The 19,712-nt window shown below is 63.6% G+C and carries 21 protein-coding genes and 1 pseudogene; 11 read left to right on the forward strand and 11 right to left on the reverse strand.

Translation table 11 applies throughout. The features are described 5' to 3' along the window. Positions 1-273: 273 nt before the first annotated feature. Positions 274-611 (reverse strand): annotated as a pseudogene (locus P9230_RS00940) (ATP-binding cassette domain-containing protein); the annotation flags it as partial. Positions 612-870: 259 nt separating this feature from the next. Between P9230_RS00940 and P9230_RS00945 the strand changes: the two are divergent. Further along, complete coding sequence (locus P9230_RS00945) at positions 871-1,263, forward strand: hypothetical protein (RefSeq protein WP_095825347.1); 393 nt, start codon at positions 871-873, stop codon at positions 1,261-1,263. A gap of 96 nt (positions 1,264-1,359) precedes the next feature. On the opposite strand, the gene P9230_RS00950 is transcribed toward P9230_RS00945, so the two are convergent. Together P9230_RS00950 and P9230_RS00955 are read right to left on the reverse strand one after the other, a co-directional pair. Then, the gene (locus tag P9230_RS00950; RefSeq protein WP_066992426.1) at positions 1,360-2,067 is read right to left on the reverse strand and encodes a purine-nucleoside phosphorylase; all 708 of its coding nucleotides are present in this window, start codon (positions 2,065-2,067) and stop codon (positions 1,360-1,362) included. 176 nt (positions 2,068-2,243) lie between these two features. Further along, positions 2,244-4,823 carry a PAS domain-containing sensor histidine kinase gene (locus P9230_RS00955; protein ID WP_067319741.1) on the reverse strand — a complete coding sequence of 860 codons (2,580 nt, stop codon included), beginning with the start codon at positions 4,821-4,823 and terminating at the stop codon, positions 2,244-2,246. 208 nt (positions 4,824-5,031) lie between these two features. On the opposite strand from P9230_RS00955, the gene P9230_RS00960 reads away from it, so the two are divergent. Beyond that, complete coding sequence (locus tag P9230_RS00960) at positions 5,032-5,742, forward strand: flagellar biosynthetic protein FliO (RefSeq protein WP_278117024.1); 711 nt, start codon at positions 5,032-5,034, stop codon at positions 5,740-5,742. A gap of 84 nt (positions 5,743-5,826) precedes the next feature. Here the strand turns inward: P9230_RS00960 and dksA are convergent, their stop codons facing one another. Further along, positions 5,827-6,243 (reverse strand): RNA polymerase-binding protein DksA, encoded by a 417-nt coding sequence (gene dksA / locus P9230_RS00965; protein ID WP_040972254.1) that lies wholly within the window; start codon positions 6,241-6,243, stop codon positions 5,827-5,829. Positions 6,244-6,498: 255 nt separating this feature from the next. Between dksA and P9230_RS00970 the strand changes: the two genes are divergently transcribed. From P9230_RS00970 to P9230_RS00985, 4 genes are all read left to right on the forward strand, one after another. Beyond that, positions 6,499-7,002: a histidine phosphatase family protein gene (locus tag P9230_RS00970; protein WP_066992417.1), complete on the forward strand. Its 504-nt coding sequence runs from the start codon at positions 6,499-6,501 to the stop codon at positions 7,000-7,002. 62 nt (positions 7,003-7,064) lie between these two features. Beyond that, positions 7,065-8,534, forward strand: a complete 1,470-nt coding sequence (locus P9230_RS00975; protein WP_278117027.1) for a YcjX family protein — start codon at positions 7,065-7,067, stop codon at positions 8,532-8,534. Continuing rightward, a complete protein-coding gene (locus tag P9230_RS00980) occupies positions 8,531-9,610 on the forward strand; it encodes a TIGR01620 family protein (RefSeq protein ID WP_278117030.1) in 1,080 nt (359 codons plus the stop codon). The genes P9230_RS00975 and P9230_RS00980 overlap by 4 nt, the downstream gene beginning before the upstream one ends. Positions 9,611-9,736: 126 nt before the next feature. Further along, positions 9,737-10,264, forward strand: coding sequence for a hypothetical protein (locus P9230_RS00985; RefSeq protein WP_245299552.1), 528 nt, complete (start codon positions 9,737-9,739; stop codon positions 10,262-10,264). 69 nt (positions 10,265-10,333) lie between these two features. Here P9230_RS00985 and P9230_RS00990 read toward each other — a convergent pair whose 3' ends face one another. Next, complete coding sequence (locus tag P9230_RS00990) at positions 10,334-10,600, reverse strand: hypothetical protein (RefSeq protein WP_067320126.1); 267 nt, start codon at positions 10,598-10,600, stop codon at positions 10,334-10,336. Between the two features lie 273 nt (positions 10,601-10,873). On the opposite strand from P9230_RS00990, the gene P9230_RS00995 reads away from it, so the two are divergent. The 3 genes from P9230_RS00995 to P9230_RS01005 all read left to right on the forward strand — a co-directional run bounded on the left by P9230_RS00995 (position 10,874) and on the right by P9230_RS01005 (position 13,532). Beyond that, positions 10,874-12,709, forward strand: a complete 1,836-nt coding sequence (locus P9230_RS00995; RefSeq protein ID WP_278117032.1) for a monovalent cation:proton antiporter-2 (CPA2) family protein — start codon at positions 10,874-10,876, stop codon at positions 12,707-12,709. A 10-nt stretch (positions 12,710-12,719) separates the two neighbouring features. After that, on the forward strand, positions 12,720-13,268 hold the full coding sequence (locus tag P9230_RS01000) for a DUF924 family protein (RefSeq protein WP_278117034.1): 549 nt from the start codon (positions 12,720-12,722) through the stop codon (positions 13,266-13,268). An 87-nt stretch (positions 13,269-13,355) separates the two neighbouring features. Continuing rightward, positions 13,356-13,532, forward strand: a complete 177-nt coding sequence (locus P9230_RS01005; RefSeq protein WP_278117036.1) for a hypothetical protein — start codon at positions 13,356-13,358, stop codon at positions 13,530-13,532. 1 nt (position 13,533) lies between these two features. On the opposite strand, the gene folK is transcribed toward P9230_RS01005, so the two are convergent. The 3 genes from folK to folP are packed head-to-tail and all read right to left on the reverse strand — an operon-like array spanning position 13,534 to position 15,243. Continuing rightward, a complete protein-coding gene (folK, locus tag P9230_RS01010; protein WP_095800807.1) occupies positions 13,534-14,046 on the reverse strand; it encodes a 2-amino-4-hydroxy-6-hydroxymethyldihydropteridine diphosphokinase in 513 nt (170 codons plus the stop codon). Next, the gene (gene folB / locus P9230_RS01015) at positions 14,030-14,389 is read right to left on the reverse strand and encodes a dihydroneopterin aldolase (RefSeq protein ID WP_066992392.1); all 360 of its coding nucleotides are present in this window, start codon (positions 14,387-14,389) and stop codon (positions 14,030-14,032) included. The genes folK and folB overlap by 17 nt, the downstream gene beginning before the upstream one ends. Before the next feature lie 2 nt (positions 14,390-14,391). Then, positions 14,392-15,243 (reverse strand): dihydropteroate synthase, encoded by an 852-nt coding sequence (gene folP, locus P9230_RS01020; protein ID WP_095825308.1) that lies wholly within the window; start codon positions 15,241-15,243, stop codon positions 14,392-14,394. 84 nt (positions 15,244-15,327) lie between these two features. On the opposite strand from folP, the gene P9230_RS01025 reads away from it, so the two are divergent. Further along, entirely contained in the window at positions 15,328-15,948 is a 621-nt protein-coding gene (locus P9230_RS01025) for a DUF922 domain-containing protein (protein WP_278117039.1), read from the forward strand. A gap of 220 nt (positions 15,949-16,168) precedes the next feature. Next, positions 16,169-17,656: an MDR family MFS transporter gene (locus tag P9230_RS01030; RefSeq protein WP_278117041.1), complete on the forward strand. Its 1,488-nt coding sequence runs from the start codon at positions 16,169-16,171 to the stop codon at positions 17,654-17,656. A 5-nt stretch (positions 17,657-17,661) separates the two neighbouring features. Here P9230_RS01030 and P9230_RS01035 read toward each other — a convergent pair whose 3' ends face one another. The 3 genes from P9230_RS01035 to P9230_RS01045 all read right to left on the reverse strand — a co-directional run bounded on the left by P9230_RS01035 (position 17,662) and on the right by P9230_RS01045 (position 19,583). After that, positions 17,662-18,693 (reverse strand): NAD(P)/FAD-dependent oxidoreductase, encoded by a 1,032-nt coding sequence (locus P9230_RS01035; RefSeq protein WP_067319714.1) that lies wholly within the window; start codon positions 18,691-18,693, stop codon positions 17,662-17,664. A 93-nt stretch (positions 18,694-18,786) separates the two neighbouring features. Further along, positions 18,787-19,107: a 2Fe-2S iron-sulfur cluster-binding protein gene (locus P9230_RS01040; protein WP_066992377.1), complete on the reverse strand. Its 321-nt coding sequence runs from the start codon at positions 19,105-19,107 to the stop codon at positions 18,787-18,789. Positions 19,108-19,214: 107 nt separating this feature from the next. After that, entirely contained in the window at positions 19,215-19,583 is a 369-nt protein-coding gene (locus tag P9230_RS01045; RefSeq protein WP_066992375.1) for an Hpt domain-containing protein, read from the reverse strand. Between the last annotated feature and the right edge of the window lie 129 nt (positions 19,584-19,712).

The following is a 19,712-nucleotide window of genomic DNA, read 5'->3' on the forward strand; positions in this document are numbered from 1 at the left end:
CCTTGCGGGCGGAGCCCGCGCCATCCCCCTTCATCTCGACTGATACGGAAAGAGCCCGACTCACCAAGGCCATGGAAAGACTAGCATGCGCCAATTGCCACACCAGAGCCGTCGAACACTTCATCATCCTTCCGCCTAAGGACGCGAACCGGAGCGAAGACCCAAGGATCCATTCCGTTACTTGGAAGCGTCATTAACGGCGCATAATCCGCAATGATCTAGGCGTCCGCATGAGGAATCTATTCTGCATCGCGAGACCGGCGACGGCGTGCGTAGCTTCGGCCGCATCACCAGCGCCCGCCCGATGGCGAGCTGCCGCTGGTCGCCGCACAGGTCGCCGCCGCGCCGCGAAGGCATCTGCTTCAGCACCGCAAACACCTCGAAGACATGCGAAGGAATGTTGCGGACGCCGCGCCGAAGCGGCGCGAAGCCGGACTTCAGATTTCGCGCACCGTGAGCAGCGGAGAAATCTCCCTGCCCTGCGGCACGATGCGATGCCCGACCGGGCGCGGTCATACGCCGCGCTCCGGTCGAGCGCCTTCCCCTCGAAGGCAACCCTTCCGCTCGTCAACCCGTGATGGTTGACGATCCGATCTCATCAAACTTGGTTGCAAGCGACGTGCCAAACGCGGACGCATGCGGGGCTCAGGAGAAATAGTTATTAAATACAAACACTTAGCGCTTGATAAGCGAATAAAACGACGCCGATCAAGCACCCTGGGTTTGAGAAAACGTTGCGCAGCTCTGCCTAGATTTTGCCCAAATCATGAAATTGCCCAATGCTTAATCTCGTCTCCGTGCCGGCACTCGCCGGCCAGTTGCGGGGCAGCGGCAAAATGGGGCAAGGTCGCCGCCGAAATGAGCGACCGCATGGCCTTCCCGATTCGCATTCTTCTGAGCTTGCTGCTTCTTGCGTCGGCCGTGGGCAAGGCCGGCGCGGACTTCGCCGAAGGCAAGCTTCCGGACGGCGTCTATCATTGCGAGGTCTATCTGCTCGGCCTCTTCATCAATCTCGGCGACATCACCATCAAGGGCAATGTCTATAGCGGCCCAGTGACCTTCGGCACGTCGGGAACCTACAACTACCAGATGGACGCCAATGGCGAGATCAGCTGGCTCGGCCCGCTCGGCGGCTATACGAGCGGCGGCAACTCGATCTCGCTGACACAGGCGACGCTCGACGATCCAGGCGCTCCCTCCTTCGACATCATCATGAAGCAGCAGGACGGCGCCTTTACCGCCTCCACCTGCACGAAACATTGATCGAACAAGGAACTTCGCTTCGATGCTGCGCACAACCTGCCGCTTTATCTGCGGGTCGCCGGCCGACAGCCGAGGGGCAGTTGAAGCGGAAACCGCCTAAGCAGTGACCGCGACTTCCAGTGCCAGGCGGGTCATGTCGGTGAACAGCGCCTGGCGTTCGGAATACTCGGTCTGCTCGTCGGCGGCGACGTGGTCGACCACGGTCAGCAGCGATAGGGCGCGCGCGCCGAACTGCGCCGAGATGCGGTAGAGCGCGCTGGTTTCCATGTCGACTGCCAGCGCGCCGAGCGCCCTGGGCTCGTCGAAGCGGGCGCGGCCATCGGGATGATGGAAGATGTCGCTGCAGACGGTCAGGCCGGCGCTGCAGGCAATGCCGAGATCGGCGGCCCGCTGCAGCGCCAGCGCATGGAGCGCCTCATCGGGGCCGGCCGGCTGGTAAAGTCCGAACACCTGCCCGCTGATCGGGCCCTCGGCGCGCACGGCGCTTGAAACGACCAAGCCCCGCAGCGGAACGTCATCCGACAATGCGCCGCATGTTCCTGTGCGGATCAGCGTCTTCACGCCATGATAGTCCAGCAACTCATGGGCATAGATCAGGAAAGAAGAGACGCCGATGCCGGTTGCCTGGATGCTGACCGGCTTACCGCGGAAACGGCCAGTGAAGCCGAGGGCGCCCCGACGGAGATTGATGCAGCGCGGCGCCTCCAGAAAAGTTTGCGCCATCCACTGCGCGCGCTCGGGGTCGCCCGGCAGCAGCACCGTTTCGGCATAATCTCCCCTGCCCGCCTCGATGTGCGGCGTCACGCGCTATCACCCCCATGACAGGACCCATCCGATCGCCATCATGGCAGGCTCGCTGCAATGTGCAAGCGGTAGCTGTTTAAGACATATCGCCTAAAAGGGCGCAGCGCTTTGGGGAGAATGACCTGCGTCAAACAAAGAACTAAAGCGCGTCGCCGGATCTGCTTCAGCGATGCGCTTTAAGATTCCAGCACGTCTTTGACGATCGTCGCCAGTTGCTTGAGCGAGAAGGGTTTGGGCAGGAAGCCGAAATGCGCATCGGCCGGCAGGTTTTTGGCAAAGGCGTCCTCGGCGTAGCCGGAAACGAAGACGAATTTTATGTCCGGCTGGCGCTTGCGCAGTTCGCCGAGCAGCGTCGGCCCGTCCATTTCCGGCATCACCACATCGGACACCACGATGTCGACCTTGCCGCCGAGCGCCTCGAAGACCTCCAGCGCCTCGACGCCGGAGGAAGCCTCGTGAACGGTGTAGCCGCGCGAAGTCAGCGCCCTCACGCCGCCCATGCGAACGGCGTCCTCGTCCTCGACCAGAAGCACGGTCGCCGAACCTGAGAGGTCCTTCGCCGTGTCGGCCGGCTTGGCTGGAGCTGCCGCCGCCGCAGTGTCGGCAGGCTCGCTCGCCTTCTTCACCTCCGTCACGTGACGCGGCAGGAAGATGCGGAACACCGTGCCTTTGCCGACTTCGGAATCGCAGTAGATGAAGCCGCCGGTCTGCTTGATGATGCCATAGACCATCGAGAGGCCAAGGCCCGTTCCCTTGCCGACCTCCTTTGTGGTGAAGAACGGCTCGAATATCTTCTTCAGCACCTCCGGCGCGATGCCGCTGCCCGTGTCCTCGACCTCGACCAGCACATAATCTGCCGGGATAAGCTCGCGATACGGGAAGGATTTGCACTCCTCGGCCATGACGTTGCGGGTGCGCACGGTAAGATCGCCGCCGGTGGGCATCGCATCGCGCGCGTTGACGGCGAGATTAACCACCACCTGCTCGAATTGGCCGATGTCGACCTTGACCGGCCACAGATCCCGCCCGTGGTCGATCTTCAGCCTGATATCGTTGCCCACCAGGCGGGCAAGCAGCATGCGCAGATCGGCAAGCACATCGGTCAGGTTGAGAACTTCCGGCCGCAAGGTCTGCTTGCGCGAGAAGGCCAGCAACTGCCTAACAAGCGACGCCGCCCGGTTGGCGTTCTGCTTGATGTTCATAATGTCGGGGAAGGACGGGTCCGACGGCCGGTGGTTGGTGAGCAGGAGGTCCGACGCCATGATGATGGCGGTGAGCACGTTGTTGAAGTCGTGCGCGATGCCGCCGGCAAGCTGGCCGACCGCCTGCATCTTCTGGCTCTGCGCCATCTGGCCCTCGAGCGCCTTCTGCTCGGTAGTCTCGACGGCGTAGACGATGGCCGATTCCTCCGCACCCTCGCTACCGGCGCCGTCGGCGACGGCATTCACGTAGAAGCGGATGTGGCGCTCCTCATGCCCGGGCAGCAACGAGTCGATCGGCTCGATATTGGCCTGCCGCTGCCGCGCCTTCTCGAAGGCGGCGGCGAAGGCCGGCCGGTCGCGTTCATGCACCACGCTCTCGAAACGCACGCGCCGGTCGACAGCGTCTCGGTCGACGACGGACGAAAACAGCGACAGGAACGGCGCATTGGTGCGCAGGATGCGCCCGCCGGCATCGACGCCGGCTATCGCCATCGGCGTCGAGTTGAAGAAACGCGTGAAGCGCACCTCCGAGGCGCGCAGGTCGGCGGACGCGTCCTCTCCCTGGGTGCGGTTGAGCACGATGGTGCGCGTCGGCCCGTTCACTCCTTCGCGGCTTGCCGAAACGCGGTGCATGAAGCGGACGGGCAGTGCCTGGCCGCTCATTGTCGTCAGATCAAGGTCGATGACGGCGTTGCGCGTGGCGCCGGGATCAGCCTTGACCGAGCGGACGAGCGCCATGCCGTCGCCGGCGACGATCTCCGGCAGCGTGACCGCGCCCGGGGTGAAGCTGGCAAGGTCGATGCCCAGCCATTCGGCAAGCGTCGCATTGATATAGGTGACGCGGCCTTCCTGGTCGGCCGAGAAGAAGCCTGCGGGCGCGTGGTCGAGATGGTCTATCGCCTTTTGCAGGTCGAGGAAGAAACGCTCCTGTTCCGCCCGCTCCTGCGAGATGTCTGCGATCTGCCAGGCAAGCATCGGCAGCCGCTGGCCCGGCACATTGAAGGCGCGGGCACGGACGCGGTACCAGCGCGCGCCCGGCTCGGCCCCAGGCTTGATCGACTGCGCCAGGCGAAATTCACCGTCGCCAGCCTGGCCGTCGCGCAGGCCGGACGCCAGCCGGTAGATGGTCATTGAAGCCTCGGGGACGTCCGAAAGCAGCCCCTCGACCGTCTTGAGGTCCGCCGCCGAAGCGGCCCCCGTCATCTCGGCATAGGCCCGGTTGGCGTAGATTACGCGACCCTTGGTGTCGGTGACCAGGAGGCCTTGCGACATTGAATCGACGAACGCTTTGGACAGCTCGTCGCCGGTTGAACGCGGGGCGATCTGCACGAAGCCGATCGCCGTCGCGAACAGAAAGCCGACGCCGATCATGGCGAGCACGCCAAGCATGCCGAGCAGGAACGGATCGCCGAGGCGCTCGCGGAACAACCCGAAAACGACCGCCGCGCCGGTCAAAACGACGATGAAGATGATGAGCCTGGCGATGGCGCCCGGACGCGTGTTTTGGTCGACGATCGGTACCGGATAGAAATCGCCGCGCGTTTCCTTGGCCATGTGCCCCCTGCTCGTGATTCCGATGCCCCGACACCCGCGAACGGCCGGTTGAATCACATTCTCCTGTAGCGGAAAAGGCCCGGACGGCAAATGTCCGATAAAATCAACGATTCATGTTTCAAACTGTTCACGATGGGTGATGTCGCCTTGCGGAGGCTAGTCCCTAAGGTCTAGTGTCGCGTCACTTCAAAGGCGATTGGGTGCACCGATGCTGCAGTGGCTGGATAGCGTAGCGGGGCCGGGTTATGTCGCTGCAATTCTATGGACGTTCGCGGCCCTTGTTCTGCTGGTCGTGGTCCTGCTCGTCATCAAGGTAGTCCGCAACCTGACTTTCGGCACCTTCGTTGCCGGAGGCCGGAATCGCAAGACACGGCTCGCCGTCATGGACGCCACCGCTGTCGACAGCCACCGCCGGCTGGTGCTGGTGCGGCGCGACGATATCGAACACCTCATCCTGATCGGCGGCCCGACTGATGTCGTGGTCGAACGAGACATAAGGCTGGCAGCACCTCGCCGTCCGGCGCTGACCGGAGACAGCGGCCAGCAGCAGGCCGCCGCGCCGCGCCCGCGGGCGCCTCAGCCCGCACCCGCCCCGGCCAGGCAGCCGACCGCACCGGCGCCGGCTCCCGTGAGCGAGCCCGTGTCGCGCCCGCGCGCGGCGCCCCCTCCGGCAAAGCCGCTGGTACCGCCTCCCCCGGCCGCGAAAGTCATGCCGCTCCCTGCGTATGGGACGAATGGTACCAGCCGGCAGGCCCCGCCGCAGCCCTCCAACGACTCGATCGACGACACACTGATGCACGAGCTCGAGGCATCGTTGGAGGAGTCCCATCCCAAACCGGCAAGCAAGCCGGCGGCGAAGCCCTCGCTCGATGACGAGATGACCAAGCTTCTCGGCGAGCTGGCCAGCCACAAACGCTGATCCGGAAAGGATCGGCCGCTCAAAAAGAAAATGGCCGGAAAGATCCGGCCATTTTCGCAAAACCTGCGTCTGTCCCAACCCGCGTCAGTCGTCGCGGTAGACCTTCTCGCGGCGTTCGTGGCGCTCCTGCGCCTCGATCGACAGCGTCGCGATCGGGCGGGCGTCGAGCCGCTTCAGCGCGATCGGCTCGCCGGTCTCCTCGCAATAGCCATAGGTGCCTTCGTCGATCCGCTGCAGCGCGGAGTCGATTTTCGAGATCAGCTTGCGCTGGCGATCGCGGGCGCGCAGTTCGATGGCTCGGTCGGTTTCGGAAGAGGCGCGGTCGGCTAGGTCGGGATGGTTGGCGTTTTCTTGCTGGAGGATTTCGAGTGTTTCACGCGCTTCGCGAAGGATGTCATTCTTCCATGTGATAAGCTTCTGGCGGAAGTATGATTTCTGCCGTTCGTTCATGAACGGCTCGTCTTCGGAGGGTACGTAATCGGCGGTAACGATGTCGTTCATTCGACTCACCCAACAACCCCAAATTTGGCGCCTATATATTCGCGGACAAGGGGCTGCACAAGCGGAAACAATAACAGTTTCACGCATTTGTTAGTCTTCGCAGCAGCAGGCATTCGCGGCAGCCATTTCTCAACGGTCGGGATCGAAATCATCAGCGATTCGGCGCGGTTGCGCGTCCTATGCCATTGTGCACGACACCGTTCTGGTGACTAATCGCCAAAACGCTCAGCGTATTCAACATAAAGGGGGAGCCGGTTGAGCAGACTTTATCTGTTGAGGCATGCCAAAGCCGGATGGGCGCTGCCCGGTGTTCGTGACTTCGATCGTCCGCTCGACGAATCGGGCATGGCCGACGCTGAGGCGATGGGTGACGCCATGCGGGCCCGGGACTACGTGCCGGATGTCACGCTCTGCTCCAACGCCAAGCGAGCACGGCAGACCCTGGAAGGCCTTGCGGGCCGCACCGACACCGGCCGGGTGCTGTTCTTCGACACACTCTACAGCGAAGATGCCGCCGGTTATCTCGAAATCATTCGTAAGAACAGCGGGGCCGGCTCATTGCTGGTGATCGGCCACAATCCGATGACCGAGGACCTGGCCATGGCGGTGTCGGGCGACGGCGATGAGACCGCGCGAGGCATGCTCAACCACGGCTTTCCCACTTCCGGACTCGCCGTCGTGCGTTTTCCCGGCAATCTCGGTGAAGCAGGCCAAGGCCGTGGTTATCTCGAGGCCTTTCTCAGTCCCGCCGATCTCTGACACCATTTCAAACGCCTTGCCCAAGGCCTATATCGGCCCTGACGGGCGACCCAGAGGCAGATTTGGCATCATCGCTGACCACTTTCACCGACGAGGCGAGGATTGCGCTCGACACGTTGTCGGGCCGGGCCGCCGGGCTCTTCTCCCCATCCCTGCGACTGGGCGTCACCGGCCTCTCCCGCGCCGGCAAGACGGTGTTCATTTCCGCTCTCGTCCATAACCTTATCCATGGCGGGCGGCTGCCGCTGTTCGAAGCGCAAAAATCGGGCCGCATCGCCCGCGCCTTGCTCGAGGAGCAGCCGGACGACGCCGTCCCGCGCTTCCAGTACGAGGACCATGTCGCGGCCCTGGTCGACGACCGTGTCTGGCCGGATTCGACGCGCGCCATTTCAGAGCTGAGGCTGACCATCGAATACGAGTCGGCCTCCGGCTGGAACCGGCTGTTTTCGGCCGGAAAGCTGTCGATCGACATCGTCGATTATCCCGGCGAATGGCTGCTTGACCTGCCGCTGCTCGGTAAATCTTTCGCCGATTTTTCGCGCGAGGCGGTGGAGCTGGCCGCCCTGCCGGTCCGCTCCGACCTGTCACAGGCGTGGCAGGAGCTGGCCTCCTCGGTCGATCCGGACGCCGACGCGGACGAGATGACGGCGCGCCGTCTCGCCGAAAGCTTCGCCGCCTATCTCAAGGCTTGCAAGCTCGACGAACGTGCGCTGTCGACGCTGCCGCCGGGTCGTTTCCTGATGCCGGGCGATCTCGAAGGCTCGCCGGCGCTGACCTTCGCGCCGCTGATGAAATTGTCCGAACGGCGCCGCCCCGGATCGCTGCAGGCGATGATGGAGCGCCGCTACGAGGCCTACAAGACGCATGTCGTAAAACCGTTCTTTCGCGAGCACATCACCCGTCTCGACCGCCAGATCGTGCTGATCGACGCCATGCAGGCGCTCAACGCCGGCCCGGCCGCCATGGCCGACCTCGAACGGGCCGTCACCGAAATCCTCTCCTGCTTCCGACCCGGGCGGGGCAATTTCGTCACCGACCTGTTTTCGAGGCGCATTGACCGCATCCTGGTGGCGGCGACCAAAGCTGACCAGTTGCACCACGAAAGCCATGACCGGCTGCAGGCGATCGTGCGCCGCCTGGCCGACCGGGCGGTGGCGCGGGCCAATTTCAGCGGCGCCGATGTCGATGTGGTCGCCATGGCGGCGGTGCGCTCGACCCGCCAGGGCACCGTGAAGCAAGGCCGCGAGACATTGCCGGTGATCATCGGCACGCCCTTGAGAGGCGAGAAGATCAACGGCGAGACATTCGACGGCAAAGCCGAAACAGCCATATTTCCCGGTGACTTGCCGGAAAAGGTCGATCCCGTGTTCGACGCTTCCGGGCAGCAGGCGGAAAACAATGAACCGGCGATCCGTTTCGTGCGCTTTCGTCCGCCGAAGCTCGAGCGGACGGCCGAAGGCGTCACGCTGTCTTTGCCGCATATTCGCCTCGACCGCGCGCTTCAGTTCCTGATCGGAGATCGTCTGGCATGAATCCGCCCCGCAAACCGGCGGCCTTCCGCATCGAGCCCGAGTCCGCGCCAAGGCACGAGGCGCCGCAGAAGCGTGGCGCCGAACAGCCCGTGCGCAGGCCACGCGCCGCCAGGGCCGATGTCGCCGTCGTCATTCCCTCGGAGATCGACGTTTTCGACCAGCCGGATATTGAGCAGGCCCCGCCGCCACCGGCGACCGCTCCAAGGAGGCGCTCGCTGCTGGCACGCCTGTTTTTCGGAGCTTTCGGCGTGCTTGTCTCGCTCGCGGTGGGCCTGTGGACGGATCAGCTCATCCGTGATCTTTTCGCGCGCGCCGAATGGCTGGGCTGGCTGGCGGCCGGCATGGCGGCCATCGCGCTTTTGTCGCTGCTGATCGTCCTGATCCGCGAGTTCCTCGCCATCGCACGCCTCGCTGAGGTCGAGAAACTACAGCGACGGGCCGTGGATGCGGTGGCGCGCGACGACCCCAAGGCCGCGCGCGCTCTGGTCGACGAGCTTTCCGCCTTCGTCGCGGCAAAACCGGAGACCGCGGCCGGCCGCCGCTCGCTCGCCGAATTGCGAGGCGAGATCATCGATGGCGCCAATCTGGTGCGGCTCGCCGAGACCGAGATTCTGTCGCCGCTCGATGCCCGCGCCAAGATGATGATCCTGGAGGCCGCGAAGCGCGTCTCGCTGGTGACGGCGGTCAGCCCGCGCGCGTTGGTCGACGTCGCCTATGTCGTGTTCGAAGCCGGCAGGTTGATCCGGCGCCTGTCGGAACTTTATGGCGGCCGTCCCGGCACGCTGGGCTTCTTCCGCCTGGCGCGCGGTGTGCTCGCCCATCTCGCGGTGACCGGCTCGATCGCCGTCGGCGACAGTTTCGTGCAGCAGATCGTCGGCCACGGCCTTGCCGCGAAGCTCTCGGCAAAGCTTGGTGAAGGCGTCGTCAACGGCATGATGACGGCGCGCATCGGCATCGCGGCGATGGAAACGACGCGCCCGCTGCCGTTCATTGCGGTAAAGCGACCGGGGCTAGGCGATTTCCTCTCGGCATTGACCTCGTTCGCGACGCGAAAGGATGGCCGAAGCGAGCAGTAAGGTAAATGCAGAAACGGTCGCCAGTGACGAAGCATTAACCAATCTTCTTCATGGTCACTCTGGTTCCAACAGCAGACTCGTTCGTGCCGGGTGTTGTCAATGAGAAGCGTAATCTTGTCCTGCGTCATGACCGCAACGGTTGCGGCCGCCGTACCGCTCGGCCTCGTCGAAAGGGCCTTTGGAGCAGAGGCTGACAAGCAGTTTTTCCGCTCGGTCGAAGGCAAATGGGTCGGCCCTGGCGAAATCATCGCCGGCAAATACAAGGGCACGAAATTCACCTGCAATTTCAACGGTTCCACGCCGGACGGCAAGGTCGGCATGACGCTAGACGGCGACTGCCGGGTCGGCGTCTTCACCCAGAAGATGTCGGCGACGGTCGAACGCCGGGGCCGGGATGGTTACAAAGGCACTTTCATGGGCGGCTCGACCGGCAACGGCATGGACATTGTCGGCGGCAATGTCGTCGATCCCCAAAAGGTCGTCTTCACCATTAACCGCAATCAGTTGAACGGCGTCATGCAGGCGCGCGTTCCCGACGACAATTCGATGACCGTGACGGTCGCCGTGCGCGTCGACAAGCAGCTGGTGCCGGTCATCGGCATGAGCCTAAAGCGGGTCGACACGGTCGAAGTCGGCTCGATCGCGAAGAACTGAGCAAAGGGCGATCGAGGAAGACAAAAGGCGGCAGCCAATGGCCACCGCCTTCTTTCGTTTTGACTTGGCTCAACCCTTGATGGCGGCAGTCACTTCGTCATATGCCTTGCAGGCTTCGTCCAGCGTCGTGGCATTCTGATATTTCGTCGTCACGGCCTGCACCTTGGCCGTCAGATCAGCCGCCTTGCTCGGATCCTTGGTGATTGCTTCCTGAAGCGCGGCAGCCATGTCCTGCGCCTTCTTGGCGGCGATCTCCTGTGTGCACTCCGGTCCCTTCGAACAGGCCGAAACGGCCAGCGCCGCAACGCCAACGGCAACGAGCAAAAACTTCTTCATGTCAGTCATCTCCTCAAAAAAAGGCAGCGGCCCATCGCCGCTGCCCTCCAAAGGCTGAAGCTCCATAGCCAAAGCCTACCGGCCTTAACCTTTGATTGTGGCGGCGCGCAACGACCGGGCTCCGTAAACTTGTGTACGAAGCTGCAGCGGGAGTTTGCCTGACGGCACACGCTCGTTTTCGGGCCGACACCCCTGCTCTTCCTGCCAGGCCCCCTGCCCTTGCCTCGCACTCCCGCTGCATGCAAGGAGTGCTGAAACGAAAGGACGGTAGTCATGGCGGCTGAAGCATCGGGCAGCGATCTCGTACAGGTAGTGGCGCTGCTCGCTGCCGGCGTGATCGCCGTGCCGATCTTCAGGCGCATCGGGCTGGGCTCCATCCTCGGCTATCTCGCTGCCGGTGTGGTCATCGGGCCGTTCGGCCTCCGCATTTTTTCCGAATCGGAAGCCATCCTTCACGTCGCCGAGCTTGGCGTCGTCATGTTCCTGTTCATCATCGGCCTGGAAATGCAGCCGTCGCGACTCTGGGGCCTGCGCCGGGAAATCTTTGGTCTCGGCGCGCTGCAGGTTGGCGTCTGCGCCGTTCTGTTGACGCTTGTCGGCCTGGCCGGAGGCTTTCCGATCGCGCAATCCTTCGTCGCCGGCGCCGGCTTCGTGCTGACCTCGACCGCGATCGTCATGCAACTGCTCGAGGAGCGCGGCGAGATCGCCGCGCCCAAAGGGCAGCGCATCGTCTCGATCCTTCTGCTCGAAGACCTGATGATCGTGCCACTTCTGGCGCTGGTGGCGTTCCTGGCGCCGGGGGGCGCGGAGACCAGCCTGTCTGAGCGCTTGACCGAAGTGGGGATCGGGATCGCGGCGATCGTCGGCCTCGTCGTGGCCGGTCGCTATCTGCTCAACCCGCTCTTCCGCATCCTGGCCGATGCCCGCGCCCGCGAAGTGATGACGGCCGCCGCCCTGCTGGTGGTGCTTGGGTCGGCGCTAGCCATGCAGCTTTCCGGTTTGTCGATGGCGATGGGTGCGTTCCTCGCCGGCGTGCTGCTCTCCGAATCGACCTTCCGCCACCAGCTCGAAGCCGATATCGAGCCGTTTCGCGGCATCCTGCTCGGCCTGTTCTTTCTTGCCGTCGGCATGTCGCTCGACCTTGGCGTCGTCGCCCAGAACTGGCGCCTAGTCGCCATTTATGTCGTCGCCTATATGGTCATGAAGGGGCTCGGCATCTATCTGGTCGCGCGTATGCTCAAGAGCGGCCATCGCGAGGCGCTCGAGCGCGCCGTCGTCATGGCGCAGGGCGGCGAATTCGCCTTTGTGCTCTATTCCTCGGCCGCCGTCGTCGGCATCATCGACGGCCAGGCCAATTCCACGCTGACCGCAATCGTCATCATCTCCATGGTGCTGACGCCCGTGGCTATCTTGGCACTGCGCTACCTCACCCCGCGCGACGAGCAATCGCTGGAAGGCGTCGACATCGCCGACGGGCTAACCGGAAGCGTGCTGATCATCGGCTTCGGCCGCTTCGGCCAGATCGCCAGCCAGCCGCTGCTTCTGCGCGGCCTCGACGTCTCGATCATCGACAATGAGGTCGAGATGATCCAGGCGGCGGCCGATTTCGGCTTCAAGGTCTATTACGGCGACGGCACGCGGCTCGACATCCTGCGTGCGGCGGGCGCTGGCCGCGCGCGCGCCGTGCTGATCTGCGTCGACAAACCGGACGTGGCCGTGCGCATCGCGCAATTGATCAAGGCCGAATTCCCGCTGGTTACTATCCTGGCGCGCGCCTTCGACCGCGGCACCGCGCTGCAACTCATCCGCGCCGGCGTCGACTATCAGTTGCGCGAGACCTTTGAATCGGCGCTGGTCTTCGGCGGCTCGGCCCTGGAAGCGCTGGGCATCGATCCGGAGGAGGTAGCCGAGGTGATCGAGGACGTTCGCCGCCGCGACACAGCTCGCATCGAGACACAGCTCGCCGAAGGTATCCGCGCCGGCCAGCGCTTTCTCAAAGGCAATATCGGCACGCCGATCCCGACCCCGCTCGCGCAGCCGCGCCGCGCCGGCCGGGCGCTGAACGAAGAGACGGCCGGCGTGCTGAACAAGGCAGAGACGAAGAGCTGAGGAGCAGCGCATGGCAGAACTCGACCCGCGGGCGCTTGCCGTCACCAAATTCTGGCGCGATGCCGGCGAGGACGCCTGGTTCGAGAAGAACGACGCGTTCGACTCGGGTTTCCGCGACTGCTTCCTCGAGCTGCACCACGCCGCCGCCCGGCGCGAATGCGACGCCTGGAGCGAGCATGCCGAAGGATCGCTGGCGCTGATGATCCTGCTCGACCAGTTTCCGCGCAACTGCTTCCGCGGCACCGGACATATGTACGCGACCGATCCGCTGGCCAGGCATTTCGCCGACCTGGCGATCGCCGCCGGTCAGGATCTTGAGCTCGAAGAAGCGCTTCGTGTCTTCCTCTATCTCCCCTTCGAGCATTCGGAGTCGCTCGCGGATCAGGAACGCTCGCTCGAACTCACAGCGGCGAGGGCGCCGGATTATGTTAAATACGCCAAGGAGCACCTGGAGATCATCCAGCGCTTCGGGCGCTTTCCGCACCGCAACAAAATGCTCGGCCGCGAGACGACGCCAGAGGAAAAGACGTTTCTCGAGGGCGGCGGTTTCTCCGGCTGAACAGCAAACTGCGGATAGAAAACACAATCGAGCTTAGCAGGGCGGACCTACGAAGCCACGATCGGAAGCGACGTCCAACGCGATGGCATGTATCTGGAACTCGCCGACCAACACGGGCACATTGTGGGCCAGATTTTCTTTTCGGATTTCGATAGGAAGATGACCGTGACCCTGTTTGAGTATGAAGTGTCCGTGGAAGTGGTTGAATGGATGATCGCCACGGCCAAGATCCGTCTTCCTCCAACCAATCCCACCCTCGGCTAATCTAAGCGAGCCACCACTCCCGGCCGGACGGCAGCCGCTCGATCCCCGAAATATCGACGGCGCCGAGCCGCTCCGACACGCTTTTGTTGCCGACCACAAGGTCGGGCGCGATCTCGGCCAGCGGCGCCAGCACGAAGGCCCGCTCCAGCATGCGCGGATGGGGAACCTCAAGACCCGTCTCGTGGATCACCCGGTCACCGAACACCAGAATGTCGATGTCGATCAGGCGCGGCCCCCAACGTTCCTCGCGCACCCGCTTCAGGCGCCTCTCGACGTCCAGGCAGAGATCGAGCAGGTCGCGAGGCGAGCGCGCCGTTTCGATCCCGGCGGAGGCATTGAGAAAATCCGGCTGGTCGAGCTTGCCCCACGGCGGCGTCCGGTAGAGCGAGGAAACAGCGGTGACGCGCGTCTTGTCGTCGCCGTCCAGCATGCGCAGCGCCGCGGCCATGGATTTCGCCGGATCGCCGAGATTGCCGCCGAGGCTAAGGTAGACGGCGCTATTGAGGCCAGACAACTGTCACCTCGACATGATCGAGCACGCCCGGAACCGGGGCGTTCGGCTTGCGCACGGTAATTTCCGCTTTCCTGATCTGTGGAAAGCGCGCCGCCAGCGCTTTCGCCACTTCCAGCGCCAGCGCCTCGATCAGGAAACGCCGGTGCCCGGTGACGATCTTCTCGATGACCGCGAAGGCGATGCCGTAATTGACGGTATCCTCGATCGAATCGTCCTCCAGCGGCCGGCTGGGCTCGACGGTGAGTTCGGCGTCGACATAAAAACGCTGACCGAGCGTCTCCTCCTCGTCCAGCACGCCGTGCCGGGCAAAGAAGGCGCAGTTCTTCATGCGGATGACATACATCGTCAGCGTCCGGGAGAAAGTTTTTCTCGCGCCAGCATAGCATCGGCCATCGCCAGCGCATCCACGTTGATTGCGACATCGTGGACGCGAAAAAGATCGGCTCCCTTGAGCCGCAGAATGACGCTCGTGGCCGCCGTGCCGACAGCGCGCTCAGCGGGCTCGCGCCCGGTGACGCCGCCAATAAAACGCTTTCGCGACGTTCCCGCCATCAGCGGAAAGCCGAGCGCCTGAAGCTCGGAGAACCGCGCCATCAGATCGAGATTTTCCTCCGTCGTTTCCTTGGCAAAGCCGAAACCGGCGTCGAGCACGATCTGGTCCTCGGCAACATTGCTGGCGCGCGCGATCTCCAGCGATTTGCTGAGGAACAGAAGCTGGTCCTCGATCACGTCCGGCAGCTTCTGGCGTTCACGGCCGGTATGCATAATGATGAGGCCGGCGCCGGTCTCGGCCGCGACTCTCGCGATGCCGGGCTCGCGCTGCAGTCCCCAGACATCGTTGACGATATGCGCCCCCGCAGCGACGGCCCGCCGCGCGGTGTCCTCGCGATAGGTGTCGACCGAAATCAGCGCCTCGCCCGATGCCGCGAGCGCCTCGATGACCGGCAGCACCCGCGTCTGCTCTTCTTCGGCGCTGATCGGGGCAAAACCGGGCCGCGTCGATTCCCCGCCGATGTCGATGATGGCCGCGCCCTCTTCCGCCATGCGGCGCGCCTGGGCTATCGCCTTCTCCGGCGCGATGAACAATCCCCCGTCGGAAAAACTATCCGGCGTGACGTTGAGGATGCCGACCACAACCGACTTGGGGCCGAGGTCGAGATGGCGTCCATGCGCGAGCTGCCACCGCCTTGTCGTCATTGTCCATCAACCATGCGTGATCCGCGCGAAATCAATTTCGTTGCGCCGGCAACGGCCGTAAAGCAAGGTGCGTGAAGAGGCAACATGATGAACCGTTCCCTGCTCTGCGCCCTGATGCTCACGCTGGCCGCCACGCCGGCCGCCGCGGCGAATCTGGTGAAGACCTACAGCTATTTCAGCGTCGGCGGCCGCACGCTGGACGACATCGAAAAACAGCTGACGAAAAACGGACCGGAAGTGAAGAGCACCGGCTCCCGGCATCCGGGCGCAACGCAGATGGCCTTCACCACCCGCGTCAGCTACGCGCAGACCGCGAATTCCTGCCGGATCGCGAACGCGCAGGTGACCGTGAAGGTCAAGGTGATCCTCCCGGAATGGCGGCGCCCGCGCAAGGCGGATCCGCAGGTCAGGCTGTTCTGGGATACGCTGTCGGCCGACATCAAGCGCCATGAAGAGCGCCATGTCGAGATCGCCAAGAACCACGCGCGCGAACTCGAGGACGCGCTGAAGGCGACTTATCCGCAGAGGACCTGCGAAGCCGCGAAGGCCCAGGCCGCCCAAATCTCGGCCGCCATCCTCGCCAAGCACGATCGCGCCCAGGTGCAGTTCGACCGCGTCGAAAGCGTCAATTTCGAGAGCCGAATCATCCGGCTCCTGCGCTACCGGATGCAGTGCACCCAAAGCGGGCGGTTGCCACCGGCTTGACCATTGGAGCGGTGGTGCCGGCGAAAGCCAATACTGCCGAAACAATGGTGCCAGATTCCAAAAAACTTTCGAGCACCGGTCGAAAACGGCCTATATCGACCGACATATATCGGGTTCGCCGTCCGGCGGACTTTGGAAACCGAGATACGAATGACGGGCGCAGGACGCCCCGCACCGGCTGCTTCTTGCCGACGGCGCACCGACCTTGAAAGAGTGACGCATGGACCAGACCGTCGACAATCGCACGACGATGAGGACAATGGCCTCGCCGTCGATCAGCGAGAGCGAGAAAAACGCCATCATCGGCGGCGTGCTCTTGTCGATGCTTCTGGCGGCGCTTGACCAGACCATTGTGTCGCCTGCCTTGCCGACCATCGCGCGCGCGCTCGGCCATGCCGAATACCTGCCCTGGATCGTGACCGCCTATCTGCTGACGGCCACCGCGATGGCGCCGCTCTACGGCAAGATTTCCGACGTCTACGGTCGCCGGCCGGTCATCTACGCCGCCATCCTGATCTTTCTTTTGGGATCGCTGGTCAGCGCCCTGGCCCCCAACATGCTGGTGCTGGTCATCGGCCGGGCGATCCAGGGGGCCGGCGGCGGCGGCCTTTTCGCGCTGACGCAAACCGTCATCGGCGATCTGGTGCCGCCACGCGAGCGGGCCCGCTACGCCGCCTGGATCTCCGGCACCTGGGCGGTCGCCAGCATCGCCGGCCCGCTGCTTGGCGGTGTCTTCGCAGAGCATCTCCACTGGTCGTTGATCTTCTGGATCAACCTGCCGATCGGCTTCCTGGCGATGGCCATCATCAACAATCCGCTGAAGAAGTTGCCGATCGCGGCCAAACATCACCGCATCGACGGGCTGGGCGCAGTGCTCTTGGTGATCGCCACGGCGCTGCTGCTTCTGGCGCTCAACTGGGGTGGCAGCACCTATCCGTGGTTCTCGCCGGAAATCCTTGGGCTGGTGGCCTGCTCGGCCGTGTTCTGGGCATTGTTCGCGCTGCGGCTGCTGAGGGCCAGTGAGCCTTTGATCTCGCTCGAGGTGCTGAGCAACCGGATCGTGCTCGCCGGCACGTTGTCGATGTTCCTGCTGCAGGCGGCAAATATCGGGGCGTCGGTTTACCTGCCGGTCTATCTGCAATCGGTCGTCGGGCTCTCGGTCAGTGAATCCGGCATCGCCATGCTGGGTCTCCTGCTCGGCACCGTTGCCGGTGCCACTTTCAGCGGCCGCATGATCCCGCGCTTCGTCCACTACAAGCGCATTGCCATGGTCGGCGTCAGTTTGGCGATCGCGTGCATCGGGGTGCTGAGTGCCATTGCGACACACGCGTCGCTGCTCGAAGTCGAAATCCTGACGACCCTCATTGGCCTCGGCAGTGGCACGACCTTCCCGGTCAGCACCGTCTCGGTACAGAATGCGGTCGATCGCGCCCATCTCGGTGTCGCGACTGGCGTCCTGACCTTCCTGCGCACACTGGGCGGCGCGCTTGGCGTCGCCCTGCTCGGCGCCGTCGCGCTCGGCTACGGCCTGCCGCTCGCCGCCGAGGGCTCGCAGACGCATATCGAGCTGACATCGGCAATGCCGTTCGTGATGATCTTCCTCACCGCCGGCATCACTCTTGTTCTTGCATTGATCGCGCTGGCGCTGATGCCGGAAAAGCCGCTGCGCGGCAAGGACGAGCACGCAGCGCCCGTGCTCGCCGAATGATCACGTCAATCGTGGACGCCGAGCTTCTTTTGCAGGCTGGTCGACGAGGTCGTGTACTGGAAGACGATGCGCTCGCCCGGGCTGACGATGCGTTTTGCGGCCTGCGCCATCAGGGCGACCTCATGGAAACCTGAGAGGATCAGCTTCAGCTTGCCCGGATACCAGTTGATGTCGCCGATGGCGAAGATGCCGGGAACCGACGTCTGGAATTTCTCGGTGTCGACCGGGATGAGGTTCTCATGCAGGTTCAGCCCCCATTCGGCGATCGGCCCGAGTTTCATGGTGAGGCCGAAGAACGGCAGCATGCGCGTACATGGCACCTCGATGTCGCCATCCGGGCCACCCTTAATGGTGGCGGACGAGAGCTGGCCGTCGGCGCCTGCGAGCCCGCTCACCTGACCGACCAGGAATTCCAGCTCTTTCATCTCCTGCATGGCGTACATCTTGTTGACGCTGTCGGGCGCAGCCCGGAATTCCGGACGCCGGTGGACAAGTGTCACGCTTTTGGCGATCGGCTGCAGGTTGAGCGTCCAGTCGAGCGCCGAATCGCCGCCTCCGACGATGACGAGATCGTGGCCGCGGAAATCTTCCATGCGCCGGACCGAATAGAACACGCTCTTGCCTTCGTAGCTCTCGATGCCCGGGATGGGCGGTCGCTTGGGCTGGAATGAGCCGCCGCCGGCGGCGATCACCACCACCTTGGCTTCGAACACCTCAGCCTCGTCCGTGGTGACGCGGAAGCTGCCGTCCTCGAGCTTTTCGAGGCTTGAGACCATCCGGTTGAAAGTGAAGTCCGGCTTGAAGGGATGGATCTGTTCGAGCAGCTTGTCGACCAGACCCTGCGCAGTGATCATCGGCCAGCCGGGAATGTCGTAGATCGGCTTTTCCGGATAGAGTTCGGCGCATTGCCCGCCGGGACGGTCGAGGATGTCGATGAGATGGCACTTCATGTCGAAGAGCCCGAGTTCGAACACGGCGAATAGGCCGACCGGCCCTGCCCCGACAATGAGTACGTCCGTCTTGATCGTGTCCGTCATCAGCTCCGCCCCATTTTGGGAATGCTGGCGACAGTGCATGAGCATTGGCCCGCTGCCAAGCAGCTACGGCAAAATTGGAAATGGAGACTTGGTTCAGCCCTGCCGTTCGGGAACGCGCACGACCAGCCCGTCGAGCGCGTCGCGCACCTTGATCTGGCAGGACAGGCGCGAGTTGGGCCGGACGTCGTAGGCGAAGTCCAGCATGTCCTCCTCCATCGCTTCCGGCTCGCCGACCTCACCCGTCCAGGCCTCGTCGACATAGACATGACAGGTCGCGCAGGCGCAGGCGCCGCCGCATTCGGCCTCGATGCCGGGCACCGCGTTGCGGATCGCGTTTTCCATGACGGTCGAGCCGTTCTCGGCCTCCACGTCGAATTGAGTACCGTCATTGGCGATGTAAGTCAGCTTGGCCATTTGTCACCTGAGGAGTCGCAGCCGAGATAATCACTCCGCCGGACAAGTCAACTGCGGCGCGAAAGCGCCACCGCATGACGTTTTTTCTGGATGTGCTCCCTGGAGGACTACCGGCTGATGGCGGCGATGAAGTCCCGCACTTCATCGATCAGCACGCCCAGCTTCCTCAGGATGCGACCATCCTCAGGCTGCTTTTCAATGGCTGCAGCGCATTCGGCGACGGCAAAGGCGCCGATGCCGCGGGCCGAGCCTTTCAGGCCGTGTGCAAGGAGCACCCGTTCCTTGGCATCGGCATCGACGATCTTGTCGCGCACCGAAAGCGCCTGCTGCACGAACAGCGCCAGCACCTCCTGTTCGAGCGCGCGATCATCCATCGTCTGCCGCGCAAGGTGGGCCATATCCACAGGTCGCGAACCTGCCGTCCCCGACACGTCCCCGCCGGGCATGGAAAACGCAATACCAATCTCGCCACGCATACGCACTGCTACTCCAAGAAAAGGCGGCCGGCGGCCCGAAAATAGGCGGATTCCCGTCGCCAACGGGTTAACGATTGCCGGGGAAAAATGTTGTCACGGAGGCAGCCAAATCACGCTCTCGTTAACCTT

Source organism: Mesorhizobium sp. WSM4887 (assembly GCF_029625865.1).
Classification (GTDB): Bacteria; Pseudomonadota; Alphaproteobacteria; order Rhizobiales; family Rhizobiaceae; genus Mesorhizobium.

Excerpts from the sequence above, each read along its gene's own strand:
- P9230_RS00960 (WP_278117024.1), top strand. The coding sequence starts at position 5,032 with ATGCTGCAGTGGCTGGATAGCGTAGCGGGGCCGGGTTATGTCGCTGCA.
- P9230_RS00980 (WP_278117030.1), top strand. The coding sequence starts at position 8,531 with ATGAATCCGCCCCGCAAACCGGCGGCCTTCCGCATCGAGCCCGAGTCC.
- folB (WP_066992392.1), bottom strand. The coding sequence starts at position 14,389 with ATGTATGTCATCCGCATGAAGAACTGCGCCTTCTTTGCCCGGCACGGC.
- P9230_RS01045 (WP_066992375.1), bottom strand. The coding sequence starts at position 19,583 with ATGCGTGGCGAGATTGGTATTGCGTTTTCCATGCCCGGCGGGGACGTG.
- P9230_RS00995 (WP_278117032.1), top strand. The coding sequence starts at position 10,874 with ATGGCGGCTGAAGCATCGGGCAGCGATCTCGTACAGGTAGTGGCGCTG.
- dksA (WP_040972254.1), bottom strand. The coding sequence starts at position 6,243 with ATGAACGACATCGTTACCGCCGATTACGTACCCTCCGAAGACGAGCCG.
- P9230_RS01005 (WP_278117036.1), top strand. The coding sequence starts at position 13,356 with ATGTATCTGGAACTCGCCGACCAACACGGGCACATTGTGGGCCAGATT.
- folP (WP_095825308.1), bottom strand. The coding sequence starts at position 15,243 with ATGACGACAAGGCGGTGGCAGCTCGCGCATGGACGCCATCTCGACCTC.
- P9230_RS01000 (WP_278117034.1), top strand. The coding sequence starts at position 12,720 with ATGGCAGAACTCGACCCGCGGGCGCTTGCCGTCACCAAATTCTGGCGC.
- P9230_RS01025 (WP_278117039.1), top strand. The coding sequence starts at position 15,328 with ATGATGAACCGTTCCCTGCTCTGCGCCCTGATGCTCACGCTGGCCGCC.
- P9230_RS00985 (WP_245299552.1), top strand. The coding sequence starts at position 9,737 with ATGACCGCAACGGTTGCGGCCGCCGTACCGCTCGGCCTCGTCGAAAGG.
- P9230_RS01040 (WP_066992377.1), bottom strand. The coding sequence starts at position 19,107 with ATGGCCAAGCTGACTTACATCGCCAATGACGGTACTCAATTCGACGTG.
- P9230_RS00955 (WP_067319741.1), bottom strand. The coding sequence starts at position 4,823 with ATGGCCAAGGAAACGCGCGGCGATTTCTATCCGGTACCGATCGTCGAC.
- P9230_RS01035 (WP_067319714.1), bottom strand. The coding sequence starts at position 18,693 with ATGACGGACACGATCAAGACGGACGTACTCATTGTCGGGGCAGGGCCG.
- P9230_RS00990 (WP_067320126.1), bottom strand. The coding sequence starts at position 10,600 with ATGAAGAAGTTTTTGCTCGTTGCCGTTGGCGTTGCGGCGCTGGCCGTT.
- P9230_RS01030 (WP_278117041.1), top strand. The coding sequence starts at position 16,169 with ATGGACCAGACCGTCGACAATCGCACGACGATGAGGACAATGGCCTCG.
- P9230_RS00945 (WP_095825347.1), top strand. The coding sequence starts at position 871 with ATGGCCTTCCCGATTCGCATTCTTCTGAGCTTGCTGCTTCTTGCGTCG.